Annotated in this window: 19 protein-coding genes; 16 read left to right on the forward strand and 3 right to left on the reverse strand. The window is 64.8% G+C overall.

The annotated features are described in order from the left end of the window. The first annotated feature begins 28 nt into the window (after nucleotides 1–28). The 4 genes from rpsO to RI444_RS07100 all read left to right on the forward strand — a co-directional run bounded on the left by rpsO (nucleotide 29) and on the right by RI444_RS07100 (nucleotide 4675). A complete protein-coding gene (rpsO, locus tag RI444_RS07085; RefSeq protein ID WP_207604920.1) occupies nucleotides 29–298 on the forward strand; it encodes a 30S ribosomal protein S15 in 270 nt (89 codons plus the stop codon). Nucleotides 299–531: 233 nt separating this feature from the next. Further along, complete coding sequence (locus RI444_RS07090; protein WP_062095980.1) at nucleotides 532–2781, forward strand: polyribonucleotide nucleotidyltransferase; 2250 nt, start codon at nucleotides 532–534, stop codon at nucleotides 2779–2781. Nucleotides 2782–2856: 75 nt separating this feature from the next. Next, complete coding sequence (locus RI444_RS07095; protein ID WP_207604919.1) at nucleotides 2857–4200, forward strand: M16 family metallopeptidase; 1344 nt, start codon at nucleotides 2857–2859, stop codon at nucleotides 4198–4200. A gap of 19 nt (nucleotides 4201–4219) precedes the next feature. Further along, a complete protein-coding gene (locus tag RI444_RS07100; protein ID WP_021472637.1) occupies nucleotides 4220–4675 on the forward strand; it encodes a DUF1579 family protein in 456 nt (151 codons plus the stop codon). Here the strand turns inward: RI444_RS07100 and RI444_RS07105 are convergent. Together RI444_RS07105 and moaA are read right to left on the reverse strand one after the other, a co-directional pair. Next, nucleotides 4672–4938 carry a MoaD/ThiS family protein gene (locus RI444_RS07105; RefSeq protein WP_021472638.1) on the reverse strand — a complete coding sequence of 89 codons (267 nt, stop codon included), beginning with the start codon at nucleotides 4936–4938 and terminating at the stop codon, nucleotides 4672–4674. The two genes, RI444_RS07100 and RI444_RS07105, sit on opposite strands and share 4 nt — an antisense overlap. A 4-nt stretch (nucleotides 4939–4942) precedes the next feature. Further along, nucleotides 4943–6070: a GTP 3',8-cyclase MoaA gene (gene moaA, locus RI444_RS07110; RefSeq protein ID WP_207604918.1), complete on the reverse strand. Its 1128-nt coding sequence runs from the start codon at nucleotides 6068–6070 to the stop codon at nucleotides 4943–4945. A 165-nt stretch (nucleotides 6071–6235) separates the two neighbouring features. On the opposite strand from moaA, the gene RI444_RS07115 reads away from it, so the two are divergent. The 9 genes from RI444_RS07115 (at nucleotide 6236) to RI444_RS07155 (ending at nucleotide 13895) form a co-directional block, all read left to right on the forward strand. Continuing rightward, on the forward strand, nucleotides 6236–6970 hold the full coding sequence (locus RI444_RS07115; RefSeq protein WP_242703108.1) for a response regulator transcription factor: 735 nt from the start codon (nucleotides 6236–6238) through the stop codon (nucleotides 6968–6970). After that, a complete protein-coding gene (locus RI444_RS07120) occupies nucleotides 6957–8147 on the forward strand; it encodes a sensor histidine kinase (protein WP_207604916.1) in 1191 nt (396 codons plus the stop codon). Before RI444_RS07115 ends, RI444_RS07120 begins: the two co-directional genes overlap by 14 nt. A gap of 5 nt (nucleotides 8148–8152) precedes the next feature. Further along, nucleotides 8153–9766, forward strand: a complete 1614-nt coding sequence (locus RI444_RS07125) for a molybdopterin-dependent oxidoreductase (protein ID WP_207605932.1) — start codon at nucleotides 8153–8155, stop codon at nucleotides 9764–9766. Between the two features lie 66 nt (nucleotides 9767–9832). Beyond that, complete coding sequence (gene glp, locus RI444_RS07130; RefSeq protein WP_207604915.1) at nucleotides 9833–11047, forward strand: gephyrin-like molybdotransferase Glp; 1215 nt, start codon at nucleotides 9833–9835, stop codon at nucleotides 11045–11047. Continuing rightward, nucleotides 11035–11619 carry a cyclic pyranopterin monophosphate synthase MoaC gene (moaC, locus tag RI444_RS07135; protein ID WP_021472644.1) on the forward strand — a complete coding sequence of 195 codons (585 nt, stop codon included), beginning with the start codon at nucleotides 11035–11037 and terminating at the stop codon, nucleotides 11617–11619. The genes glp and moaC overlap by 13 nt, the downstream gene beginning before the upstream one ends. Further along, on the forward strand, nucleotides 11616–12119 hold the full coding sequence (locus tag RI444_RS07140) for a MogA/MoaB family molybdenum cofactor biosynthesis protein (RefSeq protein WP_207604914.1): 504 nt from the start codon (nucleotides 11616–11618) through the stop codon (nucleotides 12117–12119). Before moaC ends, RI444_RS07140 begins: the two co-directional genes overlap by 4 nt. Continuing rightward, a complete protein-coding gene (locus RI444_RS07145; protein WP_021472646.1) occupies nucleotides 12109–12564 on the forward strand; it encodes a molybdenum cofactor biosynthesis protein MoaE in 456 nt (151 codons plus the stop codon). Before RI444_RS07140 ends, RI444_RS07145 begins: the two co-directional genes overlap by 11 nt. Nucleotides 12565–12643: 79 nt before the next feature. After that, nucleotides 12644–13402: a 4-hydroxy-tetrahydrodipicolinate reductase gene (gene dapB / locus RI444_RS07150; RefSeq protein ID WP_021472647.1), complete on the forward strand. Its 759-nt coding sequence runs from the start codon at nucleotides 12644–12646 to the stop codon at nucleotides 13400–13402. 4 nt (nucleotides 13403–13406) lie between these two features. Continuing rightward, entirely contained in the window at nucleotides 13407–13895 is a 489-nt protein-coding gene (locus RI444_RS07155) for a hypothetical protein (RefSeq protein WP_062095986.1), read from the forward strand. On the opposite strand, the gene RI444_RS07160 is transcribed toward RI444_RS07155, so the two are convergent. Continuing rightward, complete coding sequence (locus tag RI444_RS07160) at nucleotides 13792–15135, reverse strand: heparan-alpha-glucosaminide N-acetyltransferase domain-containing protein (protein WP_207604913.1); 1344 nt, start codon at nucleotides 15133–15135, stop codon at nucleotides 13792–13794. The two genes, RI444_RS07155 and RI444_RS07160, sit on opposite strands and share 104 nt — an antisense overlap. Nucleotides 15136–15253: 118 nt before the next feature. On the opposite strand from RI444_RS07160, the gene RI444_RS07165 reads away from it, so the two are divergent. The 3 genes from RI444_RS07165 (at nucleotide 15254) to RI444_RS07175 (ending at nucleotide 18290) form a co-directional block, all read left to right on the forward strand. Further along, on the forward strand, nucleotides 15254–15598 hold the full coding sequence (locus RI444_RS07165) for a hypothetical protein (protein ID WP_021472650.1): 345 nt from the start codon (nucleotides 15254–15256) through the stop codon (nucleotides 15596–15598). A gap of 61 nt (nucleotides 15599–15659) precedes the next feature. After that, on the forward strand, nucleotides 15660–16571 hold the full coding sequence (gene dapA / locus RI444_RS07170) for a 4-hydroxy-tetrahydrodipicolinate synthase (protein ID WP_021472651.1): 912 nt from the start codon (nucleotides 15660–15662) through the stop codon (nucleotides 16569–16571). A 27-nt stretch (nucleotides 16572–16598) separates the two neighbouring features. After that, entirely contained in the window at nucleotides 16599–18290 is a 1692-nt protein-coding gene (locus RI444_RS07175) for a ribonuclease J (protein ID WP_207604912.1), read from the forward strand. The last annotated feature ends 16 nt before the right edge of the window (nucleotides 18291–18306 follow it).

The raw sequence follows: 18306 nt of genomic DNA on the forward strand, positions 1-18306 counted from the left end.
GAAGCACGGCACAACTCTAGGAGTTCACGTGGCACTTGACGCCGCTGTAAAGCAGTCCATCATCAAGCAATACGCAACCTCTGAAGGCGACACCGGTTCGCCCGAGGTACAGGTTGCGGTCCTGACTCAGCGGATCAAGGATCTGACTGAGCACATGAAGCAGCACAAGCACGACTTCCACACCCAGCGCGGTCTCCTCGCCCTGGTTGGTCGCCGCAAGCGCATGCTTTCCTACCTGAAGGACACCGACATCGCCCGCTACCGTTCGCTCATCGAGCGTCTCGGCCTGCGCCGCTAGTCTGCCTTGGCGGCCCGGTCCTCCGCGGAGCGGGCCGCTTTCTTCACCACAATTAAAAACAGGAATCAACCGCATCGCGCATTCGCGGTCCTCGGTAGTGATTCCCGGGAGGGGCGTCGTTTGACGCTGCAGCCCGTGGATCTCGATCGATGACCGGGTGTCGTACAGGCCAGTAATAAAGAAGAGGCCTGGGTTGGTGCGGCGACTTCCGCCAACAGAAACGGAGGTGACCCATGGAGGGTCCCGAAATCCAGTTCTCAGAAGCCACAATCGACAACGGCCGCTTCGGCAAGCGCGTTATCCGCTTCGAAACCGGCCGCCTCGCCAAGCAGGCTGCCGGCGCGTCGATGGTGTACATCGACGACGACACCGCGCTTCTCTCCGCAACCACCGCAGGCAAGCAGCCGCGCGAAGGTTTCGACTTCTTCCCGCTGACCGTTGACGTCGAAGAGCGCATGTACGCTGCCGGACGCATCCCGGGTTCGTTCTTCCGCCGCGAAGGCCGTCCTTCCACGGAAGCCATCCTGGCCTGCCGCCTGATGGACCGCCCGCTGCGCCCGGCCTTCGTCAAGGGGCTCCGCAACGAGGTTCAGATCGTCGTTACCGTCCTGGCCATCAACCCGGACGAGCTCTACGACGTCGTTGCCATCAACGCTTCTTCCATGTCCACGCAGCTGTCCGGCCTGCCGTTCTCCGGTCCGATCGGCGGCGTCCGCGTTGCGCTCATCGCCGACGAGCAGGGTTCCCAGTGGGTGGCCTTCCCCAAGCACTCCCAGCTTGAGAACGCCGTCTTCAACATGGTTGTTGCCGGCCGCGTAGCCGGTGACGACGTCGCCATCATGATGGTCGAGGCAGAAGCCACGGACAACTCCTGGGACCTCATCAAGGAACAGGGCGCTACCGCTCCCACCGAAGAGGTTGTCTCCGAGGGCCTTGAGGCTGCCAAGCCGTTCATCAAGGCACTGTGCGATGCGCAGGCAGACCTGGCAGCCCGCGCTGCCAAGCCGACCGTTGAGTTCCCCGTCTTCCTTGACTACCAGGACGACGCTTACGCCGCTGTCGAGGACGCTGCGGCCGAGAAGCTCGCCGCCGTCTTCCAGATCGCGGACAAGCAGGAACGCGACAACGCCTCCGACGAACTCAAGGACGAAGTCCTGGGCTCGCTCGCCGGCGAATTCGAAGGCCGCGAGAAGGAACTGTCCGCAGCATTCCGTTCGGTCACCAAGCACGTCGTCCGCCAGCGCATCCTGAAGGACCAGATCCGCATCGACGGCCGTGGCCTGACGGACATCCGCCAGCTGACCGCCGAGGTTGAAGTTCTGCCCCGCGTGCACGGTTCGGCCATCTTCGAGCGCGGCGAGACCCAGATCATGGGTGTCACCACGCTGAACATGCTGAAGATGGAACAGCAGATCGATTCGTTGTCGCCGGTGACGCGCAAGCGCTACATGCACAACTACAACTTCCCGCCGTACTCCACCGGTGAAACCGGCCGCGTGGGTTCCCCGAAGCGCCGCGAAATCGGCCACGGTGCACTCGCTGAGCGCGCCCTGGTTCCGGTCCTGCCCAGCCGCGAGGAATTCCCCTACGCCATCCGCCAGGTATCCGAGGCCCTTGGCTCCAACGGTTCCACCTCCATGGGCTCGGTGTGTGCTTCGACGCTCTCCATGCTGAACGCCGGCGTGCCGCTGAAGGCTCCCGTGGCAGGCATTGCCATGGGCCTCGTTTCGGACCAGGTTGACGGCCAGACCCGCTACGCAGCCTTGACCGATATCCTCGGTGCCGAAGACGCCTTCGGCGACATGGACTTCAAGGTTGCCGGTACCTCCGAGTTCGTCACGGCCATCCAGCTGGACACCAAGCTCGACGGTATCCCGGCATCGGTCCTGGCAGCAGCCCTGAAGCAGGCCCGCGAAGCCCGCCTCCACATCCTCGAGGTCATCAACGCCGCGATCGACACCCCGGACGAGCTCTCCGAGTTCGCACCGCGCGTCATCGCCGTGAAGATCCCCGTGGACAAGATCGGTGAAGTCATCGGCCCCAAGGGCAAGATGATCAACCAGATCCAGGAAGACACCGGCGCGGATATCTCCATCGAGGACGACGGCACGGTCTACATCGGCGCGACGAACGGCCCGTCTGCAGACGCAGCACGCTCGGCTATCAATGCCATCGCCAACCCGCAGGTTCCCGAGGTCGGCGAACGCTACCTGGGCACCGTGGTGAAGACCACCACGTTCGGCGCTTTTGTCTCCTTGACTCCGGGCAAGGACGGCCTCCTGCACATCTCCGAACTCCGCAAGCTGGCCAACGGCAAGCGTGTGGACAACGTTGATGATGTTGTTTCCGTGGGCCAGAAGGTCCAGGTTGAGATCACCAAGATCGACGACCGCGGCAAGCTCTCCCTCTCCCCGGTTGTGGCCGAGGAAGAAGCAGCTTCCGGCGACGCACCGGCGGAGACCGCTGAAGAGTCCGCAGAGTAGTCTGCAAGCAGTACCCTGAAAGGGCCGGTGGGCCTTAAAGTCCACCGGCCCTTCCGGCTTATCTGAAAGGTTTTAATGGCTGTCGTACCCTTGCCCTTGGAGCAAACACTTCCCGGCGGCGAACTGATTCACGGAGCCGAAGGCGGCTCCGTCGTGAGGCGTTCCGTCCTGCCAGGCGGCGTCCGGGTGCTCACCGAGGCAATGCCGGGCCAGCGTTCTGCCACCATCGGGTTCTGGGTCGCAGTTGGTTCGCGCGACGAGGCCGAGGGCCAGCATGGTTCAACGCACTTCCTGGAGCACTTATTGTTCAAGGGAACCAAGCGCAGGACCGCACTGGAAATTGCCTCGGCGTTCGACGAGGTGGGTGGCGAGTCCAACGCGGCGACCGCGAAGGAGAGCACCTGCTACTTCGCGCGCGTGCTGGACTCAGACCTGCCCATGGCCATCGACGTCATTGCCGACATGATCACCGGCGCCGTCCTCGACCCCGCGGAACTGGAGCAGGAGCGCGACGTCATCCTCGAAGAGATCGCCATGGACAGTGACGATCCAACGGACGTAGCCCACGAGAAATTCGTGGCGGCAGTTCTTGGGAGCCACCCCCTGGCCCGCCCTATCGGGGGTACGCCCGATGCCATCAAGGCCGTCGCCCGGGACTCCGTATGGGCGCACTACCAGCGCTACTACCGTCCGGAGGAGCTGGTGATTACCGCTGCCGGAGGCCTGGACCACGACGTCGTGTGCGATCTTGTCCTGAAGTCGCTGCAGGCCGCGGGGTGGAATCTTGACCCCGCGGCAGCTCCCGTCGACCGCCGTCCCACCGATCGTGCCGTCATTACCGGCACAGCGGGCCTGCATGTCGTGAAGCGCCCGGTGGAGCAGGCCAACATCATCGTGGGCTGCCCTACGATCGTGGCCACCGATGACCGCCGCTTCGTCATGAGCGTGCTCAACGCCGTCCTCGGCGGCGGGATGTCCTCCAGGCTGTTCCAGGAAATCCGGGAGAAGCGCGGGCTCGTCTATTCGACGTATTCCTTCTCAGCGGCCTACGCCGACGCCGGATACTTCGGCATGTACGCAGGCTGCACCCCCTCCAAGGTCCGCCAGGTCCTCGAACTGCTGGGCGTGGAGCTGGACAAGCTCGCGGCCGACGGCATCACGGAGGAGGAACTGCGCAAAGCAGTGGGCCAACTGAGTGGTGGCATCGTCCTGGCCCTGGAGGACACCGGTTCGCGGATGTCCCGTCTTGGCCGGGCCGAGCTGGTTTCCGGAGAGTTCCAGGATATCGACGAGACCCTGGAACGTATCCGGGCGGTCACGGTGGACGAAGTCCAGGAACTCGCCAAAGAGCTCGCCGCAGCGCCGCGAACCATCACCGTCGTGGGACCCTTCGAAGAGAACGAAACGTTCGGGTTCTAAAGCAACCGCTGGAGTCGCCGTGGACACACCAAAGAACGCAGCAGAGGTCCTGCGCCCCTTCCTGGGGCGCTGGCGGGGCATCACGGAGATAGCATCCTCGGCGTGGGGACCGGCACGTACGGCCGAGGCCGAGGCTGTGTTCACGGCTGCAGCCGGCGGGCATGCCGTCGTCCAGAGCTACAGGCACAAGGAATCGGGCGGCGCCCACCTTGAGGGCCACGGGATGTTCACGGTGGATCCGACGCACGGCGGCACCCTGTGGTACTACGTGGACAGCCATGGGCAGGCGCCCTCAGCGCCGGTCCGGGGCCACTGGACATCGGGCACCTTGGGTTTCGAGCGGCGAACGGCCGACGGCGTTGCCCGCCACACGTTCCGCGTGGAAGAAGGAACCCTGGTTCACACGGCGGAACTGCGCCTGGAAGGCAGAACCGCGTTCAGCCCGCTGCTCAAGAGCGTCTTCAGGAAGGCCTAACCGCCGGCGAACGGCGGCAGGACGTCGATGACGTCCTCCGCTCCCAGCGGCGCGGAATGGTCCCTGACGGCAACCTCGTTCCTCAGGAAACTGCTCCTTGCCACGATCCGCGCAAGCGCCGGGGTGCCTTCGGGAGGCTGGGGACGTTCGACGGCGAGCGCCGCTTCCAGCAAGGCTTCCAGGCTGGTGCCTTCCGGAAGGTGGTGGATTTCTTCTTCAACGCCTGCCGCGGCGCGCGCGGCAGCGAAGTAGCGGACGAGCAAGGTATCAGCCTCCGATTGCGCTCATGCTGCGGTCAGGTTGCACGAAGTCAGGTGCACCCAGTCCCGTGTGGTCCATGCCGTGGGCCTTGGGCTTGACCCACATCGCGTCCTGCCACCGTTCGGCGAGTTGCTGGTCCGTTGCTCCTGCGCGGAGGAGGCCCAGGAGGTCAAACTCTTCGTGGGAGAAGAGGCAGCTCATGATCTTGCCTTCGGCGGTGATCCGGGTCCGGCGGCAATCGGCACAGAACGGTTCGGTGACGGACGCAATGATGCCGACTGTTCCGAGGACCTCACCTGCCGGTTCACCGGTAGCCGCATCCCGGCGTCGTACTTCAAAACGTTCCGCCGGAGCCCCGTCGCGTTCGCGCGGATCCGCGCTCAACACGAACTCAGTCGACAACATCTCCCGGATCTCGGCGGCCGTAATCATGTTGCGGCGCGTCCAGCCGTGGTCCGCGTCAAGCGGCATCTGCTCGATGAACCGCAGTTCGTAACCACGTCCCAACGCCCATGCCAGCAGGTGCGGCGACTCGGCATCATTGATGCCGCGCATCAGGACAGCGTTCAGCTTGACCGGTCCCAGCCCTGCTTTCCAGGCCGCATCCACGCCCGCAAGGACACGGTCCAGGAAGGGCCGCCGGGTGAGCTTGGTGAACGTTTCCTCGTGCAGGGAGTCGAGGGAAACGTTGATGCGGGTCAGGCCCGCCGCCTTCAGGGCAGCGGCTTTCTTGTCCAGTCCGACGCCATTGGTGGTCATGGAGATGGGGAGGTCCGGGTGTTCTGCGCGAAGGGCGGCGATGATGTCCACCAGGTCGGCGCGTACCAAGGGTTCGCCTCCGGTCAGGCGCACTTCGCGGACGCCCAGAGCCCCGACGCCGACACGCACGATCCGTACGATCTCGTCCTTGGTCATGACGGCTTGCTTGGAGAGCCACTCAAGCCCCTCGGCGGGCATGCAGTAGGTACACCGGAGATTGCATTTGTCGGTCAGGGAAAGCCGCATGTCGGTGGCGCGGCGTCCGTAACGGTCCCACAACCCCGTCGGCACATCGGCGGGCCGTGGGGGCGGAACCTGTCCCGTTCCTGCCGTGCCGCCCGAGGGAAGCGGCGGCATGCCCAGCTGAACACTCATGAATTCAGGCTACGCCACCGGGACGTGATGCGTGACACCAGTTCCACTCAGCGGACTCTCCGGAAGCGCTCAAGCCACCTTGCCAGTTCTTACAAAATCCCTACGCTTTGGCTCCCGGGAGCCATTTCCCGTGCCGGGCGGGTCCGGCGAACCTATGCTGAAAATGTGAGCACAAATGCGGCAACACCGGCGGCGGAGCCCGGGAACCGCCGGATCCTCCTGGTCGAGGACGAGGAAACAATTGCCGGCGTCGTACGGGATTACCTGACCCGGGCCGGCTTCCAGGTGGACCTCGCCGCTGACGGGTTCACGGCCCTTAAGCTGGCGGCGGAGCGTCAGCCCGACCTGGTGCTCCTGGACCGCATGCTCCCCGGATTGGACGGCGTGGAAGTATGCCGCCGGTTGAGGGTGGCCATGAGCGTGCCGGTGATCATGCTTACCGCTTTGGGAACCGAGGACGATCGGATCCTGGGATTGGAGATGGGTGCCGACGACTACGTCACGAAACCCTTTTCACCCCGCGAACTGGTGCTGCGGGTCAAGTCCGTGCTGCGGCGCAGCATCAAGGAGTACTCTCCTGAGCCGACCGTGGAGCTGGCCGGCTTCGTGCTGGATCCTGCGTCCCGCACAGTCATCCATCACGGCGCGGCCTTGACCTTGACCGTGCGTGAGTTCGACCTCCTGGCGTTCCTCCTGCGGCGACCCAACCAGGTGTTCAGCCGGGAGGAACTCATCAAAGCGGTGTGGGGCTGGGACTTCGGCGACCTCTCCACGGTGACGGTCCATGTTCGCCGGTTGCGCGAGAAGGTCGAGGAGAATCCCACCAAGCCTGAACTCTTGAAGACTGTATGGGGAGTTGGCTACCGGTTCGATTCAGGAGACGGGCATGCAGGGCACTGAACTTGCCACCATCCTTGGCTGGGTGCTCTTGTGGGCGTTGGTTATTGGAGCCTTCACGCTCTTCCTGCTCCGGCTCCTGCGCCGTGCGTCTGTACTGGCGCAGATCTGCCTGGTGGTGGTGGGCACCGTGGCAGTCCTGGTGGCCGGCATGGTCAGCGCGTTCAACGCCATGGTCATCTCGGCAAGGGACCTCGAAATCATTTGGTACATCCTGGCCATGGCCTCGGTGGTTGCGGTGGTGCTGTCCTTGATGCTGGGAGTGGGGGTTTCCAGGAATGCCTCGCGTCTGGTGGAGGCCGCGCGGAGGATTGGACGGGGTGAAACGTTGGAAGCCGGGGATGGTGCGGAGCGCGCTGCTCCGGCCATGACCTCCGAACTCGCCCGGTTGGCACAAGAGCTGGAAGCGAGCAGCCGAAGCCTGGCCGAATCACGGCACCGGGAAGCGGCCGTGGAAGCTGCGCGCCGGGAGCTGGTTTCCTGGATTTCGCATGACCTCCGGACGCCGCTGGCAGGTATCCGTGCCATGACCGAAGCACTCGAGGATGGCATGGCCGCCGACGTACCGGGTTACTACCGGAAGATCATCGGACAAACCGAACAAATGACGGCGATGGTCAACGACCTCCTGGAGCTTTCCAAAATCCAGGCAGGGTCACTCCGGTTGCGGGCCGAAGCCCTGGACCTGTACGACCTCGTGAGCGATGCACTTTCCGATCTCGCGCCCCTGGCGGCCGGCCGCGGTGTGACCCTCGACGGCGGCGGCGACCGGGAGTGCATGGCAGTGGCTGACGGTCCCAGCCTGGCCCGGGCCTTGCGTAACGTGCTGCATAACGCGGTCATCTACACGGGCAGCGGCACGGAGGTCCACGTCTCGGTAGGGCGCGAGGACGGATACGCCGTAGTGGCTGTCCAGGACCAGTGCGGCGGGATTCCGGAGGAGGACATCCCGCACCTGTTCGAAACCGGGTGGCAGAGGGACCCGTCACGTGGCGCGCCGGCGGGGCTCCAGGGTACGTACAGCGGTGCGGGGATCGGGCTGAGCATGGTTGCCGGAATCGTCAAGGCGCACGGCGGAACGGTCCAGGTGGAGAACGTCGACGGCGGTTGCCGCTTTGCGCTGGCACTGCCGGCAGGAGAGTCCGCTGGAGCCGGCGCCCACCAGGGAGGGACACCATGAAAGGAATGGACACCACGACAGGGCCGGACACCACGAAAGGGCCGGGCACCACGAAAGGGCGCGACGCCGTGAAGGGCCGGGCCGCCGTCGGCAACAGTGCGTGGTGGGCCGTGTGCGCCGGCGTGGTTTCCGGCGGAGCAGGCATCGCGGCAGGCGAGGTGACGGCGGCATTTCTCAGCCCGCTCGTCTCACCGGTCACGGCCCTCGGGGGAGCGGTCATCGACGCGGTACCGCCGGTAGTCAAAGACGTGGTCATCCGGCTTTTCGGCACGGCGGACAAGATCGTGCTGGTGGTGTCCATCGTTGTGTGTGCTGCCATCCTGGCCGCTGCCGCCGGAGTGCTCGAACGCCGGCGGACCGGGTGGGGGCTCGCGCTCGCCGGGCTGGCCGGCGTCGCCGGATTGACGGCCGTCCTGACCCGGGCGCAGTCCACCCCGCCGGCGGCTTTCGCCCCTGTGCTTGCGGCGGTCGTGACCATGGTGGTGCTCCGGGCGTTGATCCGCCGCTTGGACGCGTGGGACCGGCCGGTGGAGGCTGTGCCCCGCACATCCCTGGCCCGCCGCAGCTTCCTCAACGCTTTGGGCGGCTGGTCCATGGCCGCAGTAGCCGCGGGAGCGGTGACGGCCGTCCTTACCCGGGCAACCGCCGTCGCGTCCGGGTTCCGCGGGTCAATGACCCTCCCGAGGCCGGCCACACCGCCGCAAACGGTTCCATCCGGGGCCTCGCTCCCGGCGGAGGGCATCAGTGCCTTGGTGACGCCGAACGCCGACTTCTACCGGATCGACACCGCACTGACCATACCGGCCATTGACCCGCCGTCCTGGAAGCTCAAAGTCACAGGGCTCGTTGAACACGAGATCGAGATCGACTTTGCGACCCTCCTCGCCAAGCCCATGACGGAGCGGCACATCACCATCGCCTGCGTATCCAACGAGGTGGGCGGGGACCTGATTGGCAACGCGCTCTGGCTCGGTTGGCCCGTCAGGGAGCTGCTGGCACTCGCCGTCCCCAAACCGGGGGCGGACATGGTCCTGTCCACGAGCAACGACGGGTGGACTGCCGGCACGCCCCTTGAAGCCCTCACCGATGACAGGGACGCCCTCCTCGCCGTGGGCATGAACGGCGAACCGCTGCCCCTTGAACACGGATTCCCGGTTCGCCTGGTGGTCCCTGGCCTGTACGGATTCGTCTCCGCCACCAAGTGGGTCACTGAATTGAAGGTCACCCGCTTCGGGGACGAAAAAGCCTATTGGACAACGCGCGGGTGGAGCGACCGGGGTCCCATCAAAACCCAGTCGCGGATCGATGTGCCACGCAGCGGGCGGACCGCCGCAGCAGGGACTGTACAGTTCGGCGGGGTCGCCTGGGCCCAGCACCGGGGCGTCAGCCGGGTGGAACTGCGTCTCAACCGCGGGGACTGGAAAGAGGCTGCGCTTGCTCCCGGGATCTCCGCCGACACCTGGTACCAGTGGCAGTTGGCGCTGGACCTCGCCCCCGGCGACTACGAGGTGCAGGTCCGGGCGACGGACTCCACCGGCGAACCGCAGGTCGAGAAGCGCTCGCCCGTAGCTCCCGACGGCGCCACGGGTTACCACACCATCAACGTGAAGGTCGCCTGAGGCCCTACGCTGGGTAGGTCCGGATCGTACGGACCTGAGAATGACCCTGAACACAGGAGGACGCCCGTGCCAAGATCCGTTGCTGCCCACCGCGGCGCCGTCGTGGAACTGCTCACCAGGCAAGCAGCCCGGAAAGGCACCGAGGAACTGCCGCTGCTGGATGCCATAGGAAGAGCGCTCGCAGCAGACCTGCGGGCACCGGTGTCGCTGCCGCCGTTCGCCAACTCGCAGATGGACGGTTTTGCCGTTTTCTCGGCGGATATCCCCGACGGCGGCGCGGAGCTCAGGGTGGGGGCGCCGGTTCCGGCCGGTGCCCGGCCGGCGGCACTGGAACGTGGCTTTGCCGTTCCCATCATGACCGGCGCCATGCTTCCCAAGGGGGCAGACGCCGTCGTCCCGATCGAGCGGGCGGTTCCTTCAGTGTTTCCTGCCGCCGGAGCCGTAGATGCGCTGGTCCGGCTTCCTGCCACGGCTCCCGGAACCTTCGTCCGGGATGCCGGAAGCGACATCGCCGAAGGTGCCTTGGCGTTGGCAGCCGGGACATCACTGGGGCCGGCGCAACTGGGCTTGCTGGCGGCGCTCGGTCTGACGAGCGTGGAAGTGCGCAGTCCACTGCGGGTACTGCTGGTCACCACCGGCGATGAGGTCGTCGAACCCGGGAACCCGCTGGTGACAGGCAAAATCTACGACTCCAACGGAACGCTTCTGGAGGCGTCCATGCGCCAGGCGGGGCTTGAGGTGGTGCGGAACGGAGTCTCCGACGACGATCCTGCCGGGCTGCTCGATGTCCTGCGGAAGCACACGGACAACGGAAGTGCCGTGGATCTTGTGGTCACTACCGGCGGGGTCAGCAAAGGCGCGTACGAGGTGGTGCGCCAGGCAATGGCAGGCGAAGACGTCGAATTCGTGCCCGTGGCCATGCAGCCGGGCGGGCCGCAGGGAATCGGGACCTTCAACGACGTCCCTTTCCTTGGCTTTCCCGGGAACCCCGTCAGTTGCCTCGTGTCGTTCGAAATGTTCCTCCGGCCTGCGCTATCGGAAGTCCTCGGTGCGCCGAGGCCCAGGCAGATGCTGCCGGCACGGCTCGCCGAACCGTTGACATCGCCCAAGGGAAAGCACCAGGTGCGGCGCGGGATCATCGAAAACGGCGTAGTCCGCCTTGAAGGCGGCGCTGGTTCGCACCTCGTCCATGCGCTGGCCCGCTCCAACGCATTGATCCAGGTGCCCGCCGACGTCACGGAATTACAAGCAGGAGACGAAGTGGAAGTATGGGTGCTGTGAACCAAACTTCCCATGAATCCGGTAGCCTGACACACCTGCGCCACGACGGTACGGCCCAGATGGTTGATGTCTCTGACAAAGCTGTCACCACCCGCGAAGCCACAGCCGCAGCAACAGTGCGGAGCAGGCCCGAGGTTCTTGCCCTCCTTGGTGCGGGCGAACTGCCCAAGGGCGATGCCCTGGCGGTGGCACGCGTCGCCGGAATCATGGCAGCCAAGAAGACTCCCGAGCTCATTCCGTTGTGCCATCCACTGCCCATCTCCAAAGTCACTGTGGACTTTGAACTGGGGCGGGATGCTGTCCAAATCCTCGCCACGGTCAAGACCCGGGGCGTCACCGGCGTCGAGATGGAAGCCCTGACGGCTGCTTCGGTGGCTGCGTTGAGCGTCTACGACATGATCAAGGCTGTGGACAAGCACGCGGTCCTCACAGACATCCATGTGCTGGCCAAGAGCGGCGGCAAGAGCGGCAGTTGGAGCCTTGGGGGTCAACCGGGAGTCACTGGAACTTCCGACGCTGCAACCTCCGGCGCCGGGGCCGTTGCCGACCCTTCCGCTGGAGGACAGGCATGAGCGCCTGCGAGCCTGGCGCGCACGGGCCCCGGAAGGCCGGCGTAGTGATCGCCTCCACGCGAGCGGCGGCCGGAACCTACCGTGACGGGACCGGCCCGGTCATCCAGGATTGGCTGGCGGAGCACGGCTTCGATGTATTTCCGACCATGGTGGTGCCGGACGGTGAGCCGGTGGGCGCGGCCCTGCGTGCGCTCCTGACCCAGGGTCCCTCGGTCATTATCACCAGCGGCGGGACGGGACTCAGCCCGGACGACCACACACCCGAGATGACCCTGCCACTCCTGGACCGCGAAATCCCGGGAATCATGGAAGGGATCAGGCGTGCAGGCACCGAAAAAACACCCATGGCCATGCTGAGCCGCGGCCATGCCGGGACCGCCGGCAAGACCTTCATCATCAACCTCCCCGGTTCGCCGAAAGGGGTCATGGACGGTTTGTCCGTGCTGGACCCGCTACTCGGACACCTTTGTGAACAATTGGAAGGAAACCATGGCCACTGAAACAGACTTCGAAGTTGTCAGTGCAGTGCTCAGCGCCGAGCCGATCTCCGTGGACCAGGCTATAGCCGCCGTCGAATCGGATACGGCCGGGGCCGTCGTCAGCTTTAGCGGCGTAGTACGCAACCACGACGGCGGCAAACCCGTGGACCGCTTGAGCTACAGTGCGCATCCCACTGCCCACCGCACCATGTCCGAGGTAGTGGCCGCGCTCGTGGCCGAGCATTCCGGCGAGGCCCAACAACCCGTCCGGATCTGGGCCGCGCACCGCGTGGGTTCCTTGGAAGTCGGAGACCCCGCCTTGGTGTGCGCCGTGGCTGCCGCGCACCGTGGGCAGGCCTTTGCCGTCTGCGCCGAGCTGGTTGACCGGATCAAGGCCCAGGTACCCATCTGGAAGGAACAGTTCTTCAGCGACGGCACCGTGGAATGGGTCGGCGCGGGGGAGTAGCCGGGGCTTTGCCTGGCAGTGGTTCGCCGGCCTGGTAACGGTTCCGTCCTGTCCGGGCCCCGGCGGTAGTGTTGATGCCATGACCGAACAACTTGCCGTAGCAGTACTTGGCGCCCGCGGGCGCATGGGAATCGAAGCCGTCAAAGCTGTTGAAGCAGCCGAGGACATGAAGCTGGTAGCCGCCCTTGGCCGCGGCGATTCCCTGGAGACGCTGCTTGAGGCAGGAGCGCAGTACATCGTGGACCTGACAGTCCCCGAGACCACCGAAGCCAACGTCCGGTTCGCCGTCGAGCACGGCATTCACGCCGTCGTTGGAACCACGGGATGGGACGCGTCACGCCTGGACTCCCTGCGCGAATTGCTGGAGCAGCAGCAGGGCACCGGCGTCCTGATCGCTCCGAACTTCGCCCTCGGATCGGTGCTGGCATCTGCGTTCGCCGCCAAGGCGTCGAAGTACTTCGAATCGGTGGAAATCATTGAGCTGCACCACCCCAACAAGGTGGATGCCCCCTCGGGAACAGCAGTACGGACAGCGCAGTTGATCGCTGAGGCACGCAAGGAAGCGGGTCTGCCGTCCAGCCCGGACGCCACGGAGTCCGCCCTTGAGGGAGCCCGGGGATGCGAAGTGGACGGAGTCCGCGTGCACAGCGTCCGCCTGCGCGGCCTGGTGGCACACCAGGAGGTGCTCCTGGGCGGCCCCGGCGAGCAGCTGACTTTGCGTCACGACTCCTTTGACCGTGCGTCCTTCATGCCCGGTGTCCTGCTGGGCCTGCGCAAGGTTGCTGCCCACCCCGGCCTTACTGTGGGCCTTGACGGGTACCTGGACCTGGGGCTTTAGGACCATGTCGAACTTCTGGCACACCCTCAAGAACAACAGGACCAAGATCTGGGTTGGCGCCATCACCTTGCTGCTGGTGCTGTACTTGGTGGTTTCCCTGCAACGCTCGTTGTTGCTGCTGGGGGACCCCAACCCCGTGGCCAAGGGGATCGGTGCGGCCTACCTCGTCCTGCCTGTGGTTGGTGCGTGGGCGCTGATCCGCGAGCTGCTCTTCGGTGCACGGACTGAACAGATGGCCAAAGTCCTCGAAGCCGAGGGCGGCCTTCCGGTGGATAACCTGCCGCGCACTCCGGGCGGAAGGATCGTCCGCTCCGCGGCGGACGCTGAATTCGAAAAGTACAAGGCCGAGGCCGAGGCAGCCCCGGAGGACTGGCGCTCATGGTTCCGGCTCAGTTGTGCGTATGACGCTTCAGGTGACAGGAAGCGTGCCCGGGCATCGATGCGCGACGCCGTGAAACTGTTCCGCGATCAGTCGACGGCCGCCGGGCGGTAGCTCCCCAGGCGTGAGGCCTGGTGGGCCAGCTCCCCAGGCGTGAGGCCTGGTGGGCCAGCCACTCCAAGGGTCCGCGGCGGCGGAGCAGTGCAAAGACGGCACCTACGGCGATCACTGTGAGTGCCTGCGCCCAGTACATGGTTTCGTTCGTCCAGCCGCTGGGAAGGGGCTGGTCCACAAACCAGGACACCGCCCACACATGGAGCGAATACAGCGTCAGCGTCATGGCTCCCGGACCGCTGAGGACCAGCAGGAACCGTACGCCAATCCTTTCCGACCAGCTGCCCAGCAGCAGGAAGAAACCTATTGCCGCGGCGGCCGTTCCGCCGGTGTGGAGCAGGTCAAGCGTGGTTCCGGCGTGTGGTGATGCGGTGGCCAGCCACCACAATGAGTCCGTTTGGCGCAGGCCCGTGAGGTTCACTTGGAGCATGCTCTCCAGAGGGTAGCCGCGGACGCCCGGCAGCGTACTCAAGGCAGCCCGCCCACCCCAGGCTTCCATGGCCAGGATTCCCAGGACTTTCGACACGATGGCCACGGCTGTTCCGACGGCAAGCAGGAGGACTTGCACCCGCTGCTTGGACAACGCGAGCCTGCCGATCAGCAAACCGAGCAGAAGGTACGAGATCCACTGGCACACGGGGTAGTAACCCGTGAAGAAGAGGTCTGCGAGGAGCGCCCCGGGGGTCTGCAGGTCTTCGACGTTGGGGTTGTGCCCTAGCTGCAAGGGCAGGTTTGCCTCCAGCAGCACCGGTCTGACGAGGTAGCCGAGGACCGGGGAGAGCAGTATCCATCCCGCCGCCCACGCGCTCAGCGCCCGGACGCCCAGTCCAAGGAAGGGCAGGATGCACAGGAACAGGACTGCATAGTGCACCAGGATGATGGCTACGTTGACTTCCAGCCCGCCCAGCGCCAGCCCGACGACGGCGATCACCAACGCGCGCAGCGCTACGCCACTCTTGTCGGCCCCCAGCTCAGTCCCTCGGCGCGGTGCCTGTTTGCCCGTGGCGAGGGCAAGACCGACTCCGGCGAGGACCGCGAACAACGCTGACGACCTTCCGGAGAAGGTCAAGCCGATCCATGTTGGTTCCCAACCCGGTGCAGGTCCGAAGGTCGGCAGGAGATGGGTGGCCATCATGCCCAAAAGCGCGGCACCGCGTGCCGCGTCGATGCCCGTGAGGCGCGGAGAGAAGTTGCGGCCCGGCGAAGCCATGCTGTTCGGCGTCGTGCCCGGGGAAGTCATGAAGTGATCGTCTCACGGCCGACGGCGGCCTGAATTATCGAAAGCTCCCCGGACGTGCCATGACGCCTCCCCACGCCGAGACCTTGTTTTAGAACATATGTTCGAATAATATGGCGGCATGAACGACGCTTCCCGATCAGCAGACGGCATGCGCGGCCCCATGAAGGCCATGAGTCCAGGAGTGGTGGACTTCCTGTTCAGGCAACTCGTGGCAGGCGAACCGCCCGAGGATGTGCAGTGGTGCCACGAGGGTGTGGTGCTCGGTGAACAGGCTCCCGGCGCCGAACTCGCGCGCAGGCTGACCGAGACGGACCTCGACGCCCTGACGCCCTTGGAGCTGTTCGAATATGTGCGGGCCACCCAGCGGCTGGTGACCTGGGCTGAGCACCTCAAGGAGTTGGCCGTATCGCGCTACTGCTCGGAGGAGGCCGCGGGAACCCCCGCGAGTCCCAACGTCCGGTGATGACGACCATCACGCGGGCCGCATTCCCGTAACCGGCGCGGGACAGGGTAACGTTTTTCCTATGTCTGACTCCCGCGCGCGCATTCCCGCTCTTGGTACCCTGCTGACCGCCATGGTCACCCCGTTCACCGAGGATGGCAAGGTCGACTACGACCAAGCCGCAGCGCTGGCAGAAAAGCTCGTCCAGGACGGTTGCGACGGCCTCGTGGTCACCGGCACCACGGGGGAGACCTCAACCCTCACTGATGAGGAAAACCTCGGCATGTTCCGTGCCGTCAAGGAAGCCGTTGGCGGCAAGGCCGCCATCATCGCCGGAACCGGCACCAACGACACCGCACACTCGGTGCATTTGTCGCAGCGTGCCGCCCAGCTGGGTGTTGATGGTCTTCTGATCGTCACTCCCTACTACAACAAGCCCAGCCAGGCCGGCGTGCGGGCGCATTTCGAGACGATCGCTTCTTCCACGGACCTGCCCGTCATGCTGTATGACATTCCGGGCCGATCCTCAATTGCCATCGCACCCGAGACCATGATCGCGCTGGCTCAGCACCAGAACATCGTTGCCGTGAAGGACGCCAAGGCCGATTTCGCCGCCGCCACGCGGGTCATGGCTGAAACGGACCTCGTCTTCTATTCGGGTGATGACGGCCTGACCCTCCAGTGGATGGCGATGGGTGCTGCCGGCCTTGTGGGCGTCACCACGCATGTGGCCACCCGGCGCTTCCGTGAGCTCATTGATGCCATGAACGCGAACGACCTCGCGACAGCGAGGACCATTAACTTTGAATTGGAGCCCGTGGTGCGCGCAACCATGACCCGGGTCCAAGGCGCAGTAGCCGCCAAGCAGATTCTCAAGTGGCAGGGAGTCCTGCCCAACTCGGTTGTCCGTTTGCCCCTCGTGGAGCCGGACCAGGCCGAGATCGACACCATCCGCGGGGACTTGGCTGAGGCCGGAATGGACTTCAACGTCTAGGACGGTTCCGCCGGAAAGAAGCAAAATATGACCCAAACCGCCCTTCCTGGACTGGTTACTCCGCCCAAACTGCCACACGGCACGCTGCGGATTGTTCCGCTCGGTGGACTGGGGGAGATTGGCCGCAACATGGCGGTCTTCGAAATCAGTGGCAAATTGCTGGTGGTTGACTGCGGAGTACTCTTCCCGGAAGAAACACAGCCCGGCGTCGACCTGATCCTGCCCGATTTTTCCTACATCGAGGACCGCTTGGACGACGTCGTCGGTGTTGTCCTGACGCACGGACATGAAGACCACATCGGCGCCGTACCCTATCTGCTCCGCCTCAAGGCCGATATCCCGCTCATTGGCTCCCAGCTGACCCTTGCCCTGGTTGAGGCGAAGCTGCAGGAGCACCGGATCAAGCCTTACACCCTCACCGTCACCGAGGGGCAGGTGGAACAGTTCGGCCCGTTCGAATGCGAGTTCGTGGCGGTCAACCACTCGATTCCCGACGCCCTGGCAGTGTTCATCCGCACCGAGGGCGGAACCGTGCTCCACACCGGCGACTTCAAGATGGACCAGTTGCCGCTGGACGGCCGGATCACCGACCTGCGTCACTTTGCCCGTTTGGGTGAAGAAGGCGTAGACCTTTTCATGGCCGACTCCACCAACGCCGATGTTCCCGGCTTCACCACGGCCGAAAAGGAAATCGGTCCAACGCTGGACCTGCTGTTCGGGCAGGCGCAGAAGCGCATCATTGTGGCGTCCTTCTCCTCCCACGTCCACCGGGTGCAGCAGGTCCTGGACGCCGCTGCCAAGCACGGGCGCAACGTGGCTTTTGTTGGCCGTTCCATGGTCCGCAACATGGCTATCGCCGCCAAGCTTGGATACCTCGACGTCCCGCCGGGAATCCTCGTGGACATCAAGAACATCGATGACCTGCCGGACAACCGCGTGGTCCTCATGTCCACAGGCTCGCAAGGAGAGCCCATGGCGGCGTTGTCGCGCATGGCCAACGGCGACCACCGTGTGGTGGTGGGCGAAGGCGACACGGTCATCCTGGCTTCGAGCCTCATTCCGGGCAATGAGAACGCCGTCTTCCGCATCATCAACGGCCTGCTGAAGCTCGGTGCAGCGGTCATCCATAAGGGAACCGCGAAGGTGCACGTCTCGGGTCACGCGGCAGCAGGGGAGTTGCTGTACTGCTACAACATCCTCAAGCCCTTGAACGCCATGCCCGTCCACGGTGAAACCCGGCACCTGATCGCCAACGGAAACATTGCGGCCGCGTCCGGCGTGCCGGCGGAGAATGTCATCCTGAGCGACAACGGCACCGTCATCGACCTGAGGAACCAGAAGACACGAGTCGTAGGACAAGTGGAGGTTGGCTTGGTCTACGTCGACGGCTCGAGCGTCGGCGAGATCACGGATGCCGATCTGAAAGACCGGCGCATCCTTGGCGATGAAGGCTTCATCTCCGTCATCACCGTCATCAACCGGACCACCGGCAAAATCGTTTCCGGTCCCGAAATCCATGCACGCGGTGTGGCTGAGGATGATTCCGTCTTCGACGAGATCATCCCGAAGATCAATGCCGCACTGGAAGAAGCCGTCCTGAACCACGCTGACCACACCAACCACCAGCTGCAGCAGGTGGTCCGGAGGGTTATCGGCACGTGGGTGAACCGCAAGTTGCGCCGACGCCCGATGATCATTCCCGTGGTCCTGGAGGCATAGGCTGCCAGGCAACCAG

The organism is Paenarthrobacter sp. AT5 (genome assembly GCF_032764245.1).
Taxonomy (GTDB): Bacteria; Actinomycetota; Actinomycetes; order Actinomycetales; family Micrococcaceae; genus Arthrobacter; species Arthrobacter ureafaciens.

Coding starts and splice junctions, on each gene's coding strand:
- RI444_RS07090 (WP_062095980.1), top strand. CDS start 532: ATGGAGGGTCCCGAAATCCAGTTCTCAGAAGCCACAATCGACAACGGC.
- RI444_RS07095 (WP_207604919.1), top strand. CDS start 2,857: ATGGCTGTCGTACCCTTGCCCTTGGAGCAAACACTTCCCGGCGGCGAA.
- moaA (WP_207604918.1), bottom strand. CDS start 6,070: ATGAGTGTTCAGCTGGGCATGCCGCCGCTTCCCTCGGGCGGCACGGCA.
- RI444_RS07120 (WP_207604916.1), top strand. CDS start 6,957: ATGCAGGGCACTGAACTTGCCACCATCCTTGGCTGGGTGCTCTTGTGG.
- RI444_RS07125 (WP_207605932.1), top strand. CDS start 8,153: ATGGACACCACGACAGGGCCGGACACCACGAAAGGGCCGGGCACCACG.
- moaC (WP_021472644.1), top strand. CDS start 11,035: ATGGGTGCTGTGAACCAAACTTCCCATGAATCCGGTAGCCTGACACAC.
- RI444_RS07140 (WP_207604914.1), top strand. CDS start 11,616: ATGAGCGCCTGCGAGCCTGGCGCGCACGGGCCCCGGAAGGCCGGCGTA.
- RI444_RS07145 (WP_021472646.1), top strand. CDS start 12,109: ATGGCCACTGAAACAGACTTCGAAGTTGTCAGTGCAGTGCTCAGCGCC.
- dapB (WP_021472647.1), top strand. CDS start 12,644: ATGACCGAACAACTTGCCGTAGCAGTACTTGGCGCCCGCGGGCGCATG.
- RI444_RS07155 (WP_062095986.1), top strand. CDS start 13,407: ATGTCGAACTTCTGGCACACCCTCAAGAACAACAGGACCAAGATCTGG.
- RI444_RS07160 (WP_207604913.1), bottom strand. CDS start 15,135: ATGACTTCCCCGGGCACGACGCCGAACAGCATGGCTTCGCCGGGCCGC.
- RI444_RS07165 (WP_021472650.1), top strand. CDS start 15,254: ATGAACGACGCTTCCCGATCAGCAGACGGCATGCGCGGCCCCATGAAG.
- dapA (WP_021472651.1), top strand. CDS start 15,660: ATGTCTGACTCCCGCGCGCGCATTCCCGCTCTTGGTACCCTGCTGACC.
- RI444_RS07175 (WP_207604912.1), top strand. CDS start 16,599: ATGACCCAAACCGCCCTTCCTGGACTGGTTACTCCGCCCAAACTGCCA.